The organism is Streptomyces sp. NPDC018610 (genome assembly GCF_044391765.1).
Lineage (GTDB): Bacteria > Actinomycetota > Actinomycetes > Streptomycetales > Streptomycetaceae > Streptomyces.
The window spans coordinates 179994-199091 of the sequence record NZ_JBISAL010000001.1 but is presented as its reverse complement, the minus strand read 5'-3'; the positions used below and the strand labels follow the sequence as shown (position 1 = coordinate 199091).

15 protein-coding genes and 1 tRNA gene are annotated in these 19098 nt (G+C 70.8%); 4 read left to right on the top strand and 12 right to left on the bottom strand.

Translation table 11 applies throughout. The annotated features are described in order from the left end of the window. Nucleotides 1-131: 131 nt before the first annotated feature. Both ACH5A8_RS00905 and pyk read left to right on the top strand, forming a co-directional pair. Nucleotides 132-863 (top strand): SIMPL domain-containing protein, encoded by a 732-nt coding sequence (locus tag ACH5A8_RS00905; RefSeq protein ID WP_398996569.1) that lies wholly within the window; start codon nucleotides 132-134, stop codon nucleotides 861-863. A 161-nt stretch (nucleotides 864-1024) separates the two neighbouring features. After that, nucleotides 1025-2461 (top strand): pyruvate kinase, encoded by a 1437-nt coding sequence (gene pyk, locus ACH5A8_RS00900; protein ID WP_398996567.1) that lies wholly within the window; start codon nucleotides 1025-1027, stop codon nucleotides 2459-2461. 7 nt (nucleotides 2462-2468) lie between these two features. On the opposite strand, the gene ACH5A8_RS00895 is transcribed toward pyk, so the two are convergent. Then, nucleotides 2469-3206 carry a helix-turn-helix domain-containing protein gene (locus ACH5A8_RS00895; protein ID WP_398996565.1) on the bottom strand — a complete coding sequence of 246 codons (738 nt, stop codon included), beginning with the start codon at nucleotides 3204-3206 and terminating at the stop codon, nucleotides 2469-2471. A gap of 105 nt (nucleotides 3207-3311) precedes the next feature. Further along, nucleotides 3312-3384 (bottom strand) — tRNA-Leu (locus ACH5A8_RS00890). A 107-nt stretch (nucleotides 3385-3491) separates the two neighbouring features. Between ACH5A8_RS00890 and ACH5A8_RS00885 the strand changes: the two genes are divergently transcribed. Next, nucleotides 3492-4166, top strand: a complete 675-nt coding sequence (locus ACH5A8_RS00885) for an ANTAR domain-containing response regulator (protein ID WP_398996563.1) — start codon at nucleotides 3492-3494, stop codon at nucleotides 4164-4166. Between the two features lie 104 nt (nucleotides 4167-4270). Here the strand turns inward: ACH5A8_RS00885 and ACH5A8_RS00880 are convergent, their stop codons facing one another. From ACH5A8_RS00880 to ACH5A8_RS00840, 9 genes are all read right to left on the bottom strand, one after another. Further along, nucleotides 4271-4987: an ABC transporter ATP-binding protein gene (locus ACH5A8_RS00880; protein WP_398996561.1), complete on the bottom strand. Its 717-nt coding sequence runs from the start codon at nucleotides 4985-4987 to the stop codon at nucleotides 4271-4273. Further along, nucleotides 4984-6006 carry an ABC transporter ATP-binding protein gene (locus ACH5A8_RS00875; RefSeq protein ID WP_398996559.1) on the bottom strand — a complete coding sequence of 341 codons (1023 nt, stop codon included), beginning with the start codon at nucleotides 6004-6006 and terminating at the stop codon, nucleotides 4984-4986. The genes ACH5A8_RS00880 and ACH5A8_RS00875 overlap by 4 nt, the downstream gene beginning before the upstream one ends. A gap of 5 nt (nucleotides 6007-6011) precedes the next feature. Continuing rightward, nucleotides 6012-7847: a branched-chain amino acid ABC transporter permease gene (locus tag ACH5A8_RS00870; protein WP_398996556.1), complete on the bottom strand. Its 1836-nt coding sequence runs from the start codon at nucleotides 7845-7847 to the stop codon at nucleotides 6012-6014. Between the two features lie 5 nt (nucleotides 7848-7852). After that, entirely contained in the window at nucleotides 7853-8785 is a 933-nt protein-coding gene (locus ACH5A8_RS00865) for a branched-chain amino acid ABC transporter permease (protein WP_398996554.1), read from the bottom strand. A 112-nt stretch (nucleotides 8786-8897) separates the two neighbouring features. Then, a complete protein-coding gene (locus tag ACH5A8_RS00860; protein WP_398996553.1) occupies nucleotides 8898-10136 on the bottom strand; it encodes a branched-chain amino acid ABC transporter substrate-binding protein in 1239 nt (412 codons plus the stop codon). 287 nt (nucleotides 10137-10423) lie between these two features. Next, the gene (locus tag ACH5A8_RS00855; RefSeq protein WP_398996551.1) at nucleotides 10424-11080 is read right to left on the bottom strand and encodes a hypothetical protein; all 657 of its coding nucleotides are present in this window, start codon (nucleotides 11078-11080) and stop codon (nucleotides 10424-10426) included. Beyond that, a complete protein-coding gene (locus tag ACH5A8_RS00850; RefSeq protein WP_398996549.1) occupies nucleotides 11077-11502 on the bottom strand; it encodes a hypothetical protein in 426 nt (141 codons plus the stop codon). Before ACH5A8_RS00850 ends, ACH5A8_RS00855 begins: the two co-directional genes overlap by 4 nt. A gap of 248 nt (nucleotides 11503-11750) precedes the next feature. Further along, nucleotides 11751-12239 (bottom strand): hotdog fold thioesterase, encoded by a 489-nt coding sequence (locus tag ACH5A8_RS00845; protein ID WP_398996547.1) that lies wholly within the window; start codon nucleotides 12237-12239, stop codon nucleotides 11751-11753. 51 nt (nucleotides 12240-12290) lie between these two features. Further along, nucleotides 12291-14570, bottom strand: a complete 2280-nt coding sequence (locus tag ACH5A8_RS00840; RefSeq protein ID WP_398996545.1) for an FdhF/YdeP family oxidoreductase — start codon at nucleotides 14568-14570, stop codon at nucleotides 12291-12293. Nucleotides 14571-14926: 356 nt separating this feature from the next. Here ACH5A8_RS00840 and polA point away from each other — a divergent pair, with 356 nt between their 5' ends. Then, complete coding sequence (gene polA / locus ACH5A8_RS00835; RefSeq protein ID WP_398996543.1) at nucleotides 14927-17653, top strand: DNA polymerase I; 2727 nt, start codon at nucleotides 14927-14929, stop codon at nucleotides 17651-17653. Nucleotides 17654-18138: 485 nt separating this feature from the next. Here polA and ACH5A8_RS00830 read toward each other — a convergent pair whose 3' ends face one another. Next, on the bottom strand, nucleotides 18139-19023 hold the full coding sequence (locus tag ACH5A8_RS00830) for a DUF4184 family protein (protein WP_398996541.1): 885 nt from the start codon (nucleotides 19021-19023) through the stop codon (nucleotides 18139-18141). Nucleotides 19024-19098 lie beyond the last annotated feature (75 nt).

The window sequence follows — 19098 nt, the reverse complement described above, 5'->3', positions numbered from 1 at the left end:
GGTCAACGACGCGCGTAGACGGACGCGCGTAGATTCTGACCGCCGAACGCCGAACCGCAACACCCCGCGTAGGTTGCGATCTGATGACCAGCCACCCCACCGCCCCCGCCCCGGGTGACACAGTGGGACGTATGACCCCTCACCCTCAAGAGCGACCGGAACCCGCCACCACCGCCCCCTACGGCACCCCCGACGCCCCCCGCATCGCCGTCCGCGGCGAAGCCCACCTCGAAGCCGACCCCGAGATCGCCCGCATCGGCATCACCGTCTCCGCCCGCGGCAAGGACCGCCGCTCCGCCCTCGACGACCTCACCCGCCGCAACACCGCCGCCCTCGACCTCGTCAAGTCCTACGGCCAGGCGGTCGAACGCCTGGAGACCGGCACCCTGTCCATCACCCCCGAACTCGTCCGACACGGCCGCGGCGAACGCATCCGCACCTACCACGGCGCCGTCCACATCACCGCCGAACTCACCGACTTCACCGCCCTCGGCGAACTCACCACCCGACTGGCCGACCTCGAGCTCACCCGCGTGGACGGACCCTGGTGGCAACTGCGCTCCGACTCACCCGTCCGCCGCCAGGCCCGGCAACAAGCCGTACGCGAGGCGGTCCAGCGCGCCAAGGAGTACGCCGAAGCCCTCGGCACCACCCTCGCCGCACTCGTGGAGATCGCCGACATCGGCGCGGAGAACCCGCAGCCCCTCCCGCCCGGCGCCCCGGGGGCGCGCATGCGTTCGATGGCGGGCTACGGAGCGCCGGGCGCGGCGGCGGAGGCGGCACCGCTCGACCTGGAACCCGAACGGCAGCACGTCTACGCGCAACTCAACGCGCGATTCACCATGAAACCGCCCAAACTGTAATCACGTCAGACCCGCCGGACAGCCCCGCCAGGAGGTCCCGAACACCCGGAGGAGTGCCCTCCCGCACACCTCGTCGATTGTCAACTCCCCTTCACCGAAAGGACGTTGGACAGTAACCCGGCCCCAAGTCCCTACCCACCGGTAAGGCCTAGGCTCACACCATGCGCCGAGCAAAGATCGTCTGCACCCTCGGACCCGCCACCGACACGTACGACCGGATCAAGGCACTGGTCGACGCCGGAATGGACGTCGCCCGCCTCAACCTCAGCCACGGCACCCACGCCGATCACGAGGAGCGCTACCGGCACGTACGCCAGGCCGCCGACGAGACCGGCCGCAGCGTCGGAGTCCTCGCCGACCTCCAAGGCCCCAAGATCCGCCTCGACCGCTTCCGCGAAGGCCCCGTCCTCCTCGAACGCGGCGACACCTTCACCATCACCGTCGAGGAAGGCGTCGAAGGCGACCGCCACATCTGCGGCACCACCTACGCCGGCCTCGCCGACGACGTCACCCCCGGCGACCGCATCCTCGTCGACGACGGCAAGGTCGCCCTCGAAGTCACCGACGTCGACGGCCCCCGAGTCCGCACCCGGGTCACCGAGGGCGGTGTGGTCTCCGACCACAAAGGCCTCAACCTCCCCTCGGTCGCCGTCTCCGTCCCCGCCCTGTCCAAGAAGGACGAGGACGACCTGCGCTGGGCACTGCGCACCGGCTTCGACGTCATCGCACTGTCGTTCGTGCGCGGCGCACGGGACATCCTCGACGTCCACCGCATCATGGACGACGAGGGCCGCCGCCTCCCCGTCATCGCCAAGATCGAGAAACCGCAGGCGGTCGAAGCCCTCGACGACATCGTCGCCGCCTTCGACGGCATCATGGTCGCCCGCGGCGACCTCGGCGTCGAAATGCCCCTCGAACAGGTCCCCATCGTCCAGAAACGCGCGATCAAACTCGCCAAGCGCAACGCCAAACCGGTGATCGTCGCCACCCAGATGCTCGACTCCATGATCGACCACCCCCGCCCCACCCGCGCGGAAGCCAGCGACGTCGCCAACGCGGTCATCGACGGCACCGACGCCGTGATGCTCTCGGCCGAGACCGGCATCGGCAAACACCCGACCGTGGCCGTCAAGACCATGGCGAAGATCGTCACCGCGGCCGAGGAGGACATCCTCGCCAAAGGCCTGCCCCCACTGACCGAACGCAACAAACCCCGCACCCAGGGCGGCGCCCTCGCCCGCGCGGCGGCCGAGATCGGCGACTTCCTCGACGCCAGGTACCTCGTCGCCTTCACCCAGTCCGGCGACACCGCCCGCCGCCTCTCCCGCTACCGCTCACCCATCCCCCTCCTCGCCTTCACCCCCGAACCGGCCACCCGCTCCCGGCTCAGCATGACCTGGGGCGTCGAGACCTTCCTCGGCCCCCACGCCGACTCCACCGATGCGATGGTCGACCAGGTCGACGACCTGCTGCTGCGCTACGGCCGCTGCGAGAAGGGCGACGTGGTGGTGATCACGGCGGGGTCCCCGCCGGGGGTCCCGGGTTCGACGAACCTGGTCCGCGTCCACCACATCGGCGAGGACGACAGCCCCCGGTAGGGGAGCGTCAGTACTTGGGACCCACGTGGGCGTCCATGAGGGCTACGGAGGCTTTGCGGGCTACGGAGATGTTGTGGCCGTTCGCCTTCCACTCCACGCCGACCCGGTCAAGGGCGTCTGTGAACAGTCGGATGATGTCCTTCGACAAGTTGGTGAAGAAGTACCGAGGGTATTCGTAGCGCTTGCGCTCACCGCCGATGAGGCGTGTCGTCCAATTGATGATCCGGCAACCGTCGGAGTGGATGCATCCTCGGATGAACTCCCAGGGATACGTGACGACGATCTCCTGCTGCCAGGGTTCGAGAGTGACCCGCCGCTCGTGCTTCCTGCCGGGTCCGTGCTGGGGGAACAGGCGGGGCCAGTCCCGGAGGTAGCTGGTCACCATGGTGCATCCCTGCTTCTGCACTGTGTAGACACCGACACCGGGACGCACGCGTGTGATCGCCTCCCCGCACTGCTGGAGGAGCCCCGGCCAGGCGTCGGCGCAGGCGATCCGGAGGTAGTGCCCGTTGCGGTGCGGACTGAGGCAGCCGTCGCCCAGATAGAGACCCAGTAGGTAGGCGTACGCCACCTCGTCCGCAGGCGGTCCGGACGGCGGGGGAGCCATGCGGGGCGACGGTTCAAGGCGACTTCGCCAAGAGCGGATGGCGGCGCGGGAGATGCCCGTCTGCTTACTGACGGAGTTCAGGCTGCGGCCCTGGGAGACCAGCGCGAGGGCTCGCTTGCGTGTGCTGAGGTCGTACATATGGACACTCTTGAAGAGTGATCGCGTCGACACGCAGCAAAAAGCGGATGTTCACGAGAACGTGGACATCCGCTTCACGACGTGACCTTGGGAACAAAGGAAAAGTACCCCGGGTCGGATTCGAACCGACGCTGGATGGTGTTTGAGACCATTGCCTCTACCGCTGGGCTACCGGGGCGCCCTTCGAAACGAAGATCGACGGTCACCCGCCGTGCCACCACCTTACCGCAGCTAGGTAGGCTCTTGGGAGCAGTATCTGCCTCCCCCGGAACAAGGAGCGCCCCCGTGACCGCCGAGTCGCCCCAGCCCCTGGACGTGTCCGACGACGACAAGTCGCACGTGCCTCCGTTGACGACCCGTGTGGTCATCGCGGAGGACGAGGCGCTGATCCGGCTGGATCTCAAAGAGATGCTGGAGGAGGAGGGGTACTCCGTCGTCGGTGAGGCCGGGGACGGTGAGCGGGCGGTGGAGCTGGCCCGTGAGCACCGTCCTGACCTGGTGATCCTCGATGTGAAGATGCCGAAGCTGGACGGCATCTCGGCGGCGGAGAAGATCGCCGAGGAGAGCATCGCCCCGGTGCTGATGCTGACGGCGTTCTCGCAGCGCGATCTGGTGGAGCGGGCGCGGGACGCGGGTGCGATGGCGTATCTGGTGAAGCCGTTCAGCAAGAGCGACGTGGTGCCGGCGATCGAGATGGCCGTCTCGCGGTTCACGGAGCTGAGGGAGCTGGAGAAGGAGGTCGCGGACCTCACCCAGCGGCTGGAGACGCGCAAGCTGGTGGACCGGGCGAAGTCGGTGCTGCAGACGGAGTACGGGTTGAGTGAGCCGGCGGCGTTCCGCTGGATCCAGAAGACGTCGATGGATCGCCGTATGTCGATGCAGCAGGTGGCGGAGGCGGTCATCCAGGACAGCGAGGAGAAGAAGGCGGCCAAGGGCGGGAAGTCGGAGAGGTCCGAGTAGCCGTCCCGGGTGGCGTCGAGCCGCTTGGCACGTGTGCCGACGAGGCCCGCGCCCCGGAATCGGGGTGCGGGCCTCGTCGTAGGGGGCGTCGTGCGGGTGGGGGTTCAGTCCTCGCCGAGGTAGGCCTTGCGGACCGATTCGTCGTGGAGGAGGTCGCGTCCGGTGCCGGACAGGGCGATGCTGCCGACGTCCATGACGTAGCCCTGGTCGGCGAGGGAGAGGGCGGCCTGGGCGTTCTGTTCGACGAGCAGGATGGTGGTGCCCTGGGACTTGAGTTCGGCGATGGTGGCCATGATCTTCTGCATCATGATCGGGGAGAGGCCCATGGAGGGTTCGTCGAGCATGAGCAGTTTGGGCTGGGACATGAGGGCGCGGCCCATGGCGAGCATCTGCTGTTCGCCGCCGGAGAGGGTGCCGGCGGCTTGCTTGCGGCGTTCTCCGAGGATGGGGAAGAGGTCGTAGGCGCGCTGGATGTCCTTCTCGATGCCGTTCTTGTCCTTGCGGAGGAAGGCGCCGAGGCGGAGGTTGTCCTCGATGGTCATGCGGGGGAAGATGTGCCGTCCTTCGGGGGAGTGGGCGAGGCCGAGGGAGACGATCTGGTGGGCGGGGACCTTCTTGAGGGATTTGCCGTTGAACTTGATCTGTCCGCCGACGGGCTTGAGGAGGCCGGAGAGGGTGCGCAGGGTGGTGGTCTTGCCGGCGCCGTTGGTGCCGATGAGGGTGACGACCTGGCCTGCGTCGACCTTGAAGGAGATTCCCTTGACGGCTTCGATCTTGCCGTAGGCGACTCTGAGGTCCTCGACTTCGAGCAGTGTGGTCATCGGTCGTTCTCCTTGCCGGGCGTGGTGTCGTTCCCGGTGGCGGTGTCCGTGGTGCTGTCGGCGTCCGCCGTGGTGGTGTCGGCGGTCGTCGTGGTGGTGCTGTCCGCTGCGGCGGGTTCGGTGTTCGTCGCGGTTTCGGCGCGGGTTCCGGTCGCGTGGGCTTCGGCCTGTTCGACCTCGGCGGCCTCTTCGGCGCCGGGGTCTCCTTCGAAGGGTTCGCCGAGGTAGGCGGCGATGACGCGTTCGTCGCCCTGGACGGTGGTGCTGTCGCCTTCGATGAGTTTTTCGCCTTGGACGAGGACGGCGACGCGGTCGCAGAGGTTGAAGATGAACCGCATGTCGTGCTCGATGACGAGGATGGCGATGCCCATGTCGCGGATGGCGAAGACCAGTTCCTCGGTGGCGCGGGTCTCCTGGGGGTTCATGCCGGCGGTGGGCTCGTCGAGGAGGAGGAGGCCGGGTTCGCTGGCGAGGGCGCGGGCGATCTCCAGTTTGCGCTGTTCGCCGTAGGGGAGGTTGCGGGCGAGGTGGTCGGCTTTGTCGGCGAGGCCGACGAAGTCGAGGAGTTCCATGGCGCGTTCGCGGGAGGCGGCTTCGGCCTTGTGGAAGCCGGGGCCGCGCAGGACGGCGGACCAGAAGCCTTCCTTGGTGCGGGTGTGGCGGCCGACGAGGACGTTCTCGAGGACCGTCATGTTGGCGAAGAGGCGGATGTTCTGGAAGGTGCGGGCGATGCCGGCGGCGGTGACCTTGAAGGATTTGGGCGGCAGGACGTCGCCCTTGTAGCGGACTTCGCCTTCGGTGGGGATGTAGAGGCCGGTGAGGCAGTTGAAGAAGGTGGTCTTTCCGGCGCCGTTGGGGCCGATGAGGCCGACGATCTCGCCGGCGCCGACGGTGAGGTCGACGCCGCGTACGGCGGTGAGGCCGCCGAAGCGCATGGTGACGCCGCGTGCGTCGAGGACGGTGGCGTTGGGGGCGGTGGCGCCCGGTGCGGTGTCCTTGGTGGTGGTGTCGCTGGTCATGGTGGTCAGGCCCCTGTCTTGCCGAGGACCGCGGGCGCGTCGGCCTCTTCGTGGAATTCCAGTTGGCGGCGCCGGTTGGGAATGATTCCTTCGGGGCGGAAGCGCATGAGGAGGATGAGGGCGAGTCCGAAGGCGAAGAGCTGGTAGTTGCCGAGGAACTGGAGTTTGTTGGGGATGAGGAAGAGCAGTGCGGCGCCGATGAGGGGGCCGGCGATGGTGCCCATGCCGCCGAGGACGACGGCGGCGAGGAGGAAGGCGGAGTTGGGCGGGACGGCTCCGGCGAAGAGGTATTGCTCGGGGGTGACGGTGTAGGTGACGTGGGCCTGGACGGTGCCGGCGAGTCCGGCGAGGCAGGCGCCGACGGCGAAGGCGATGAGTTTGACGCGGAAGCCGTTGATGCCCATGGCGAGGGCGGCGGTCTCGTCCTCGCGGATGGCGACCCAGGCGCGGCCGATGCGGGAGTTGCCGCTGCGTCGGAAGACGAGGACGACGACGGCGGTGATGATGAGCATCAGGAAGAAGTAGTTGGCGAAGCGGCCGATGGCGAAGCCGCCGAGGTCGTGCTGGGCGCCGAAGTCGAAGCCGAGGATGTCGAGGTTGGGGATGGAGGCGATGCCGTTGGAGCCGTTGGTGAGGTCGGGGCCGGAGGTGCCGTCGAGGTTGTTGGCGGTGATGCGGAAGATCTCTCCGAAGCCGAGGGTGACGATGGCGAGGTAGTCGCCGCGCAGTCGGAGGGTGGGGGCGCCGATGAGGACGCCGAAGATCAGTGAGGCGGCGCCGCCGACGAGGACGGCGGCCCAGAAGGGGAAGTGGACGTCGAAGGGGGAGTTGGGGGAGCCGGAGACGAGGGCTGCGGCGTAGGCGCCGACGCCGAGGAAGGCGACGTAGCCGAGGTCGAGGAGTCCGGCGAGGCCGACGACGATGTTCAGGCCGAGGGCGACGGTGGCGAAGATGAGGATGTAGACGCCGAGGGTGGCGTATTTGTCGTCGGTCTGGGTGAAGGGGAAGAGGGCGGCGGTGACGAAGGCGCCGCAGATGGAGATGTTCTGGTGGCGGGCGGTGATCTGGGAGGCGTGGGCGATGAGGCCGGCCTTGTTGAGGGCGGCGAAGCCGAAGCCGGCGAGGATCATGAAGCCGACGAAGAGTTCGTCGTAGGGGGTGCCGATGCCGTAGGTGAAGACGGTGAGGCCGAGCGCCATGATGGCGACGATGATGAGGATCTCGGCGTAGGAGGGCAGGGCGCGTACGGGGCGGGGGGCGTCGGCGGCGAAGACGGCTTTGGTGGTCTCCCAGCCGTGGGTGAGGCGGTGTTTGGTGTGTTCCCAGCTGGTGCTGTCGGGGTCGATGGGGTCGGGTGCGGGGCGCTGGAAGGGCAGGGCGAGGGCGCCGAGGAGGGTGGCGAGGGTGGTGGCGGCGACGATGTAGCCGCCGGGTTCGAGGTTGACGACGCCGCCGAGTTCGACGCTGATGGCGATGACGGTGTACCAGGCGGTGGCGAAGGTGGCGAGCGCGGCGAGTTTGACGGCGGCGTCGGCGTTGCCGGGGGTGAGCCAGCGAAGGCCCTTGACGCCGTAGGAGGCGAGGGCGAGGAGGGTGGTGAGGGCGCCGCCGATGAGGACGAGGACCTGGAGGCCGCCCGGGTAGCCGTAGACGGTGAGGTCGCCGGGGAATTCGGCGGTCCAGGTCCAGGCGAGGAAGGTGGCGACGATGGTGAGGGCGCCGCCGGCGGTGGCGAGGGCGCGGCCGATGGGTGTGGGTATGCCGATCAGGCCGGTGGTGGCGCCGGTGGTGGTGGCGCTGGGGGTTTCGGGGGTCTCGGGTGCGGTGGTCTGTGTGGTCATCGGTGTCACGCCCTGTCCGCGACGCGCTCGCCGAGCAGGCCCTGGGGCCTGAAGAGGAGCACGAGAATGAGGAGTACGAAGGCCCAGACGTCGGCCCAGGTGTTGCTGCCGAACTTGTCCATGCCGGGGATGTCGGCGATGTAGGCGGTGGCGAGGGTCTCGGCGACGCCGAGGACGAGGCCGCCGATCATGGCGCCGTAGATGTTGCCGATGCCGCCGAGGACTGCCGCGGTGAAGGCCTTGAGGCCGAGGATGAAGCCCATCTTGAAGTCGATCTGGCCGTACTTGAGGCCGTCGGCGAGGCCGCCGACGGCGGCGAAGGCGGCGCCCAGGGCGAAGGCGACCACGATGATGCGGTCGGTGTTGACGCCCATGAGTTTGGCGGTGTCGGGGTCCTGGGCGGTGGCCTGCATGCCGCGTCCGGTGCGGGTCTTCATGACGAAGTAGCCGAGGACGGCCATGCTGATGGGGGCGGCCAGCAGCAGGAAGACGTCGCCGGTCTGGATGGTGACGCTGCCGATGTGGAAGGGGCCGCCGGGGATCTGCGGGAAGGGCCGGGCGGACTTGGCGTCGGGGTACCACGCCCATACGGCCTGTTGCAGGGCGAGGGAGAGGCCGATGGCGGTGATCAGGGGTGCGAGGCGCGGGGCGGAGCGCAGGGGGCGGTAGGCGAACCGTTCCGCCCCGATGGCGACCAGGACGGCGACGATGATCGCGCCGATGAGCATGCAGGGCAGCGCGAGCCACATGGAGGTGCCGTCGGGCAGGATGTACACGTAGACCGTGAGGGCGCCGAAGGCGCCGGTCATGAAGATCTCGCCGTGGGCGAAGTTGATGAGCTGGACGATGCCGTAGACCATTGTGTAGCCGATGGCGACCAGCCCGTACATGGATCCCAGTAGCAGGCCGTTGACCAGCTGCTGCGGCAGTTCGTTCACCGCATGTCCTCCGAGACTTTCGGACGTTCGACGGATGTGACCGTGATGTGAGTCCGCGCGGGGCGCCAGTGGAACAGCGCCCCGCGCGGCTGTTGAGCGGTGTGGGTGTGGGTCAGCCGGTGAAGGTGCCCGACTTGACGGGCGCGAAGGCGCCGTTCTCGACCTTGTAGACGGTGAGCTGCTTGTTGGTCGCGTCGCCGTACTCGTCGAAGGAGACCTTGCCGGTCACGCCGTCGAAGGAGACGTTGCCCATGGCCTCGGTGACCTTGGCGCGGGCGTCGTCGGGGAGCTTGCCGCCGTTGTCGTCGACGACCTTCTTGACGGCCTCGATGATGGCCCAGGCGGAGTCGTAGGAGTAGCCGCCGTAGGCCGCGTACTCCTCCTTGTAGCCGGCGGACTTGTAGTCGGCCACGAACTGCTTGGCGGAGTCGAGCTTCTCGACCGGGGCGCCGACGGAGGTGGCGAGGTCGCCGGTGGCGGCGGGGCCGGCCAGCTTGGCGTAGGTGGCGTCGTTGATGCCGTCGCCGCCGACCAGCGGGATCTTGGCGCCGGCGGCCTTGATCTGCTTGCTGAGCGGGCCGGCCTGCGGGTATTCGCCGCCGTAGTAGACGACGTCGGCGCCGGAGTTCTTCACCTTGGTGGCGACGGCGGAGAAGTCCTTGGTGTCGGGGTTGATGTGCTCGGTGCCGACGACCTTGCCGCCGAGCTTCTTGAACTCGTCGGTGAAGGTGCCGGCGAGGCCGGCGCCGTAGGTCTTCTTGTCGTCGATGACGAAGACCTTCTTCTTCTTGGCGTCGTTGTAGACGTACTGGGCGGCGAAGGGGCCCTGGATGGCGTCCGTGGTCGCGGTACGGAAGTACGACTTGTACTGGCGCTGCTTCTTGGTGCGCCAGTCGGGGCCCTGGGTGAGGGAGGGGCCGGTGTTGGCGGGCGAGACCTCGGAGAGTTTGGCGTCGTCGAAGACCTTCTGCATGGATTCGGCGACGGAGGAGTTCAGCGGGCCGACGACGCCGAGAACGCTCTTGTCGGCGACGAACGTGGTCGCGTTCTGCTGGCCGGAGGAGGGCTGGGCCTGGTCGTCTCGGGCGTCGATTTTGAAGGTGACGCCCTTGACGTAGTTTTTCTTGTTCGCGGTCTTGACGGCGAGGTCGGCGGAGTTCTTGATGCCGAGGCCCAGGGCGGACAGGTCGCCGGTCAGCGGGGCGTCGACACCGATGGTGACGGTGGTTCCGCCCCCGCCGTCGCCGGAGCCGGAGTTCTTGTCGCCGCCGTCCCGGGAGCCGCAGGCGGTGAGGGTGAGTGCTCCCGCAGCCAGCGCGGCGGTGATGGCGATGAGCGAACGTTGACGCACGATCAGTCCTTTCCCTTGCACGGCCCTCCCCCCTGGAAGGGGCCGAGTCGAGCGCCGGCCCGAAGAGATTTTCCGACCGTGCGGTGACTGGCCGTGACTCTAGGCGGGCGTGGGGAACGTGGAGGAGAGTCTGACCAAGGCTGTGACGTTCTTGTTATGACACGACGTATTGCAGAGCGGTACTCGACGGGTGGAACAGCGGAATTCAGGCCGATTCGCCCCGTCCGCATTCTGAGAACCCGCAGGACGCGCCGGGCTGCGTTCAGGCGTCTCGGGTGTTTTGGTGATTACCGGGAATCGTTGCCGCAGGCGACCCGCAACGCCTCGGAGAGCGCGTGCGCATAGCGTGACCCCAGGATGAAACTCTGCGCCTCCATTGCGCGAATATTACGCAGGGTTACATCCACGAAAGGGAGTCCGGCATTCTCCGGCACTTTCCCGCATTCCGTGACATGCATGGTGATGACGATCTCGCGGGCCGAACCGGCCTCCGTCCCGAACGGCGGGCGGGGTGTGGAGGCAAGGGAAAGCCCCGCGTACGGCTGGTCCAGCGCGGTCACGGTCACCGGAGGACCGGATTCCACGCTCACCAGCAGCGCGAAACTGAAGCTCCTGGGCGGTGCGTCGGGCGGCGTGGCCGCCGGGCCGAGGTAGGAGACGTCGACCACCTGTGAGGGGAACGGCGGTGCCGGGGGCGGCGGTCGGCGCGTGCGGGTGGCGTACAGGAGGCCGCCGCCGGCGAGGAGGGCGGCGAGCGCGGCGGCGAGCAGGGCGCGGCGCCGGCTGACGCGGAAGCGGGCGGCGCGGGGCGGCGGGGCGGTGGAGGGCGGGGCGTCCAAGTCGCGCCCGTCGTACGGTTCGTGGGCGTCGGGCGGGGCTTCGGAGGCGCCCGCGTGCCACCCTCGGGTGCCCTCGCTCGGTTCGACGGGGCCGATGCCGCTCACTGCCAAGGCCCTTCGCCGGGGACGCCGTCGCGGTAGCGGTCGGCGCAGCCGGCCCGCACCTGACGGTCGATCACGTCCTGTGCCGCCTTGAGCCCTTGATGTCGTCTCACCGGCCGGGCGGCGGCCACGGCCCGGCGCAGGATCTCGTACTGCCCGTTGGACAGGCCCATCGACTGATAGTCGCCGTAGGTGTCCTGGTCCAATACCTTGCGCGACCAGTGCGCGACGACACGGGCGCACAGTTCGGCCGGGGATGTCACCCGAGGTGACGGTGAGGCCGCCCGGTGGGCGGTCGGTGACGCGGGTGGGGGGCCGTCGTCCCCGGTGGCCGCCGGACCGGCGCAGCCGGCCGCCAGGAGCACCGGCGCGAGCCGTAGCCCGAGCACCGCCGCCCGGAACCGCGGGGCTCCTCGCGTTCCCATGCCATGAAGCTAGGGCGTACGGCGCCCCCGGGCAACGGAACGGACGGGCGTGGACACCCGCGCGCCCGTCCCGCCTCGTCGTGGGCAGGCGTTCCGCGCGGCGAGGTCTCCCGCTCCTCAGGGGTCCGGCCCGTGGGCGCGGCCCACGGGCCGGGCGCCTGCCCGGGCGGCGCCGACCGCCGCCCGACCGCCGCCCGGGCGCCGGCCCGCCGGGGGCGAGGCGCGTCGGCGGCCCGGGGAGGCGGAGTTCAGCCGGCCGCCGGCGCCCCTCCGGCGTCGCCCGGGTTCACGTCCCGCAGCAGGCAGGTCAGACGGGCGCTGCACACCCGCCGCTCCTGCTCGTCGCTGATGACGATCTCGTACGTCGCCGTCGAGCGTCCCCGGTGCAGGGGGGTGGCCACGCCCGTGACCAGCCCGGAGCGCACCCCGCGGTGGTGGGTGCAGTTCAGGTCGACACCGACGGCGATCTTGGAGCTGCCACCGTGCAGCATCGCGCCGACGGAGCCCAGGGTCTCGGCCAGGACGGCGGAGGCGCCGCCGTGCAGCAGCCCGTAGGGCTGGGTGTTGCCCTCCACCGGCATGGTGGCCACGACGCGCTCGGCGGACGCCTCCAGGATCTGGACGCCCATGCGGGTGCCGAGGTGTCCGGCGGAGAAGAGGGCGGGCAGGTCGACGCCGAGCGCGGCGTACTCGTCTATGACCTCTTGCGGGAACTTCACGTCGTGCTGCTCGCCCATGGATCCGGCTCCGTTCGGCGTCGATCGGCCATTGCTCGACTGAGCGAACGCTCAGTCGGTCGCCGATTGTTCCAGACGCACCACGACGGACTTGCTGGCCGGGGTGTTGCTGGTGTCCGCGGTGGCGTCCAGCGGCACCAGGACGTTCGTCTCCGGGTAGTACGACGCCGCGCAGCCCCGGGCCGTCGGGTAGTGCACGACGCGGAAGCCCGGGGCGCGCCGCTCCACCCCGTCCTTCCACTCGCCGACGAGGTCGACGTAGGAGCCGTCGGACAGGCCGAGCGCACGCGCGTCCTCGGGGTTGACGAGGATCACCCGCCGCCCGTTCCGGATGCCCCGGTAGCGGTCGTCGAGGCCGTAGATCGTGGTGTTGTACTGGTCGTGCGAGCGCAGCGTCTGCAGCAGCAGCCGGCCCTCGGGCAGCTCGGGGTACTCCACGGGCGCGGCGGTGAAGTTGGCCTTGCCGGTGGCCGTGGGGAAGCGGCGCTCGTCGCGCGGGGCGTGCGGCAGCGTGAAGCCGCCGGGGCGGGCCACGCGCGCGTTGAAGTCCTCGAAGCCGGGCACGACGCGGGCGATCCGGTCGCGGATCGCGGCGTAGTCCTTCTCGAACTCCTCCCACGGCACCACGCTGTCCGCGCCGAGCACCCGGCGGGCCAGGCGGGCCACGATGGCCGGCTCGGACAGCAGGAGGCGGCTCGCGGGCTCCAGGCGGCCGCGGGAGGCGTGCACCATGCCCATCGAGTCCTCGACGGTGACGAACTGCTCGCCGCCGGCCTGCGCGTCGCGCTCGGTGCGGCCGAGGGTGGGCAGGATCAGGGCGCGCGCGCCGGTGACGACGTGGGAGCGGTTGAGCTTGGTCGACACGTGCACCGTCAGCCGGGCCCGGCGCATGGCGGCCTCGGTGACGTCGGTGTCGGGGGAGGCGGAGACGAAGTTGCCGCCCATGGCGAAGAACACCTTCGCCTCGCCGTCGCGCAGGGCGCGGATGGCGCGCACGACGTCGTAGCCGTGCTCGCGCGGCGGCGCGAAGCCGAACTCCTTCTCCAGCGCGTCCAGGAAGGCCGGGGCGGGCCGCTCGAAGATGCCCATCGTGCGGTCGCCCTGCACGTTGGAGTGGCCGCGCACCGGGCACACGCCCGCGCCCGTGCGGCCGATGTTGCCGCGCAGCAGCAGGAAGTTGACCACTTCGCGGATGGTCGGCACGGAGTGCTTGTGCTGGGTCAGGCCCATCGCCCAGCACACGATGGTGCGCCGGGAGGCGAGGACCATGCCGAGGGCCCGGTCGATCTCCGCGCGGGTGAGGCCGGTCGCCCGGAGCGTCTCGTCCCAGTCGGCGGCGCGGGCGGCTTCGGCGAACTCCTCGAAGCCGTGGGTGTGTTCGCGTACGAACAGCTCGTCGACGGCGCCCTCGGTGTCGAGGATCAGCTTGTTGAGGAGGCGGAAGAGGGCCTGGTCGCCGCCGATGCGGATCTGCAGGAACAGGTCGGTGAGCGCGGCGCCGGCCGCCAGTCCCTTGGGGGTCTGCGGGTTCTTGAAGCGCTCCAGGCCCGCCTCGGGCAGCGGGTTGACGCTGATGATCCGCGCGCCGTTCGCCTTCGCCTTCTCCAGGGCGGAGAGCATGCGGGGGTGGTTCGTGCCCGGGTTCTGGCCGGCCACGATGATCAGGTCGGCCTCGTGGAGGTCGTCCAGCAGGACGCTGCCCTTGCCGATGCCGATCGTCTCCGACAGCGCCGAGCCGGACGACTCGTGGCACATGTTGGAGCAGTCGGGCAGGTTGTTGGTGCCCAGCTCGCGGGCGAACAGCTGGTAGAGGAACGCGGCCTCGTTGCTGGTGCGGCCCGAGGTGTAGAAGACGGCCTCGTCGGGGGAGGAGAGGGCGGCGATCTCCTCGGCGACGATGCCGAAGGCGCGCTCCCAGGTGACCGGCTCGTAGTGGTCGGCGCCCTCGGGCAGGTGCATGGGGTGGGTGAGCCGCCCCTGCTGGCCCAGCCAGTAGCCGCTGCGGCCCGCCAGGTCGGAGACCGGGTGCGCGGCGAAGAACTCCGGGGTGACCCGGCGCAGGGTGGCCTCCTCGGCGACCGCCTTGGCGCCGTTCTCGCAGAACTCCGCCTTGTGCCGGTGGTCCCCCTCGGGCCAGGCGCAGCCCGGGCAGTCGAAGCCGTCCTTCTGGTTGACCCGCAGCAAGGTCAGGGCGGTGCGGCGCACGCCCATCTGCCGCTGGGCGACGCGCAGCGTGTGCCCGACGGCCGGGAGCCCCGCCGCCGCGTGCTTCGGCTCGGTGACCTGCGGCGCGTCCTGAACCGGATCGCCCTTGGGCGGCTTCGTGGCCATCGCACCCTCCCCTTCGACGGCGCATACGGTGCGTGCTGCGCGTGTGGCGTGTCCCCCGGCCGGCCGGCCCGCCCGGAGCCCTCCGATCCTCGCACGCGCCAGCGACAGCGATCCGGCCCGGGCTCGCCCGGACGGACATGCCGGACGGACGTCCCGGACCGGCATACCCGGACCGCGGCCGGGACCGCGGCGACGACGCCCGGCGGGGCGGGGGAGGGACCGAGCGGCGGGGCGGGGAGGGAGAAGGGGGGCGCGCGGGAGTGCGCGGGCCCGGCGACCGCCCTCGGGCCCGCCTCGAGGCGGGCCCGAGGGCGGCTGCGTCCCGGCTGTCAGTGGTACGTGGCAGGATCGGGGGCGTGGCAGAGACAGCAGCGAAGAAGACCGACAAGACCCCCGGCGGCTCCCGTCCCCGGCTGATGCTCATGGACGGGCACTCGCTGGCCTACCGCGCGTTCTTCGCGCTGCCCGCGGAGAACTTCACCACCGCGACGGGCCAGCCGACGAACGCGATCTACGGCTTCGCGTCGATGCTGGCCAACACCCTGCGTGACGAGGCGCCCACACACTTCGCGGTCGCGTTCGACGTGTCGCGCAAGACCTGGCGCTCGGAGGAGTTCACGGAGTACAAGGCGAACCGCTCCAAGACGCCGGACGAGTTCAAGGGCCAGGTGCAGCTGATCGGCGAGCTCCTGGACGCCATGCAGGCCCAGCGCTTCGCCGTCGAGGGCTTCGAGGCCGACGACATCATCGCCACCCTGGCCACCCGGGCCGAGGCCGAGGGCTTCGAGGTGCTGATCGTCACCGGCGACCGCGACTCCTTCCAGCTGGTCTCCGAGCACACCACGGTGCTGTACCCGACCAAGGGCGTCTCCGAGCTGACCCGGTTCACCCCGGAGAAGGTCGTCGAGAAGTACGGGCTGACACCGGTCCAGTACCCGGACTTCGCGGCGCTGCGCGGCGACCCGTCCGACAACCTGCCGGGCATTCCCGGCGTCGGCGAGAAGACCGCCGCGAAGTGGATCAACCAGTTCGGTTCGTTCGCGAACCTCGTCGAGCGGGCCGACGAGGTCAAGGGCAAGGCCGGGCAGAACCTCCGCGACCATCTGGAGGCCGTCAAGCTCAACCGCCGGCTCACCGAGCTGGAGCGGAACGTGGAGCTGCCGAAGGCGGTCGCCGACCTCGCCAGGACGGCGTACGACCGCAAGGCCGTCGCGACGCTCCTGGACTCCCTGGAGATCCGCAACCCCTCGCTGCGCGAGCGGCTCTTCGCCGTCGACCCGGGCGCCGAGGAGGCCGAGACCACCCCGATCGCGGCGGACGGCGTGCGGGTGGACGGCACGGTGCTCGGCACCGGAGAGGTGGCCGGCTGGCTCGCCGGGCACGGCACGGGGACGCTCGGCGTCGCCACGGTCGACGCCTGGGCGCTCGGCGCGGGCTCGGTGGCCGAGGTCGCGCTCGCCGCCGCCGACGGCAGCGCCGCCTGGTTCGATCCCTCGCAGCTGGACGAGGCGGACGAGACGGCCTTCGCGGCGTGGCTGGCCGACGCGGACCGCCCCAAGGTCTTCCACGACGCCAAGGGCGCGATGCGGGTCCTGGCCGAGCACGGCTGGAGCGTCGCGGGCGTGCGCATGGACACCGCGCTCGCCGCCTACCTCGTCAAGCCGGGCCGCCGCTCCTTCGCCCTGGACGCGCTGTCCCTGGAGTACCTGCACCGCGAGCTGGCGCCCGCCGCCGCGGCCGACGGCCAGCTGGCCTTCGGCGCGGACGAGGCCGCCGAGGCCGAGGCCCTGATGATCCAGGCCCGCGCGATCCTCGACCTCGGAGAGGCCTTCGCGGGCCGGCTGGAGGAGGTCGGCGCCGCCGACCTGCTGGGCGACATGGAGCTGCCCACCTCCGCGCTGCTCGCCCGCATGGAGCGGCACGGCATCGCCGCCGACCGCGCGCACCTCGAGGCCATGGAGCAGATGTTCGCCGGTGCGGTGCAGCAGGCCGTGAAGGAGGCGCACGCGGCGGCCGGGCACGAGTTCAACCTCGGCTCGCCCAAGCAGCTCCAGGAGGTCCTCTTCAACGAGCTGGCCCTGCCGAAGACCAAGAAGACCAAGACGGGCTACACCACCGACGCCGACGCCCTGGCCTGGCTCGCCGCCCAGACGGACAACGAGCTGCCGGTGATCATGCTCCGCCACCGCGAGCAGGCCAAGCTCCGCGTCACCGTCGAGGGTTTGATCAAGACGATCGCGGGGGACGGCCGGATCCACACCACGTTCAACCAGACCGTCGCCGCGACCGGCCGCCTGTCCTCCACCGACCCGAACCTGCAGAACATCCCGGTGCGCACCGACGAGGGCCGGGCCATCCGCCGCGGCTTCGTGGTCGGCGAGGGCTTCGAGTCGCTGATGACCGCCGACTACAGCCAGATCGAGCTGCGGGTGATGGCCCACCTGTCCGAGGACGAGGGCCTGATCGAGGCGTTCACCTCCGGCGAGGACCTGCACACCACGGCCGCCTCTCAGGTCTTCGGCGTCGACCGGTCGGCGGTGGACGCGGAGATGCGGCGCAAGATCAAGGCGATGTCGTACGGCCTGGCGTACGGGCTGTCGGCCTTCGGCCTCTCCCAGCAGCTGAACATCGAGGCGGCCGAGGCCCGCGCCCTGATGGACGCCTACTTCGAGCGGTTCGGCGGCGTACGGGACTACCTGCGCCGGGCGGTCGACGAGGCGCGCGCGACGGGCTACACGGCGACGCTCTTCGGCCGCCGCCGCTACCTGCCCGACCTCAACAGCGACAACCGCCAGCGCCGCGAGGCGGCCGAGCGGATGGCCCTGAACGCGCCGATCCAGGGCACCGCGGCGGACATCGTCAAGATCGCCATGCTGAACGTGGACCGGGCGCTGCGCGAGGCCGACCTCAAGTCCCGCATGCTGCTCCAGGTCCACGACGAAATCGTCCTGGAGATCGCCCCCGGCGAGCGCGCGGCGGCCGAGGAGATCGTCCGCCGGGAGATGTCCGGCGCGGTCCGGCTCAGGGCCCCGCTGGACGTCTCGGTGGGCGTGGGCCGGGACTGGGAGTCGGCGGCGCACTAGGCGTGCTGTCCGGACAGCACACCTGGACGCACGCACCGGGGCCGGGGTCCGCGCGGGCCCCGCCCCCGGGCCCCGGCCCCGGTGCGTCCCCCCGCCCGCGCCCCGCACCGCCTGCCCCGTCACTCACGTGGCCCCCGCGAAGACGCCGCGCGCATTCCGGCCCGCCAGGATGCGGTGCATGGGTATACGCATGCTCAACCACCGGCCGGCGGCATCCCAGACCACCGTCGGCGCGGCTCCCGCCGCGCCGCTCCCGCCGGTCCCGGCCCTCGCGGCCGGGGCAAGCACCGCCCGCATCCCCGCCGACCTGGCGGCTCCCCTGCGCCGCGCCGCGACCGGCCTGCGCCGCCGCTTCCCGCCCCGCGAACCGCTTCCCTGGCGCCTGTGGGCGGACCTGACCCGCGGGTACGTCGCCCTGTTCCTGGCCCGCCTGCCGAGACCGGGCCCCGTGCGCACCGTCACGGTCTTCGTCGCGGCGGCCCCGGTCACCGAGCGTCCGAGCGGCCCGTCACCGCGCCGGCCGCGTCCGGAGCGCCCCGGGCAGCACCGCCGTCACCCCCGCCGGGGACCCGGCCGACCGGACGCCACGCCCTGACTCCTGCGGCGTACGCCACCACTCCCACCACCAGTCCGGCGCCCGCGCCGAAGCAGAGGACCGGCACCAGTTCCCGCACGTCGGCCGACGGCCCGCGCCCGGCCCACCACTGGGCCGCCCGCCGCGCCGCCCCGGCGCCCGCGCAGCCGCCGATCACCGCCGCGGACCACCAGCGGTCACGCGACGACAGGGCGGGCACCCCGGCCGGCTCGCCCGCCGGCGCCCGCCGCAGCGCGTGCGTCACGAACGCGGCGATCACCACCGCCGCGACCGCCGAGCCGCCGTACTGCAGGTACCAGTAGAGCGGCGCGCCCGCCAGCGGGCGGCCCAGCACCGGGAACACCCGCGTCCCCCACCGGTCGAAGTGCGTGAAGGCGTCCCACACCACGTGCGTCAGCGCGCCCAGCGCGGCCGAGACGTACCACCACGGCGCCGAGGCGGGACGCACGCGCGCACGGGGCGTCGCGCACCGCGTCAGCGTCGCCCAGCGCCCCTGGCGGGACCGCGGCAGCAGGGCCACCAGCGGCTCGCGCACCAGCAGCCACGCCGCCGCCAGAGTCCAGGCGATCAGCACGTCGACCGTGAACACCCCGGTGAAGGAGTGCGTGACGGTGCCGAACTCCATCGCCCCGGGCAGGACACTCGCCGCGTAGTAGGTCATGTCCGGCGCGAAGGAACCCGCCACGAGCAGCGAGGGCGTCAATCGGCCCCGCCCGGTCCCGTCCGGCCGTACCGCGGGCAGCACGGCTGCCGCATGGCTCAGAGTGAAGGGCAACGCGACTCCCTGGCGGACGAGTTGGCGGGGCGCGGCGGCCCGTCGGTCGGCGTCGTCCAGTATGGGGGACCGGTG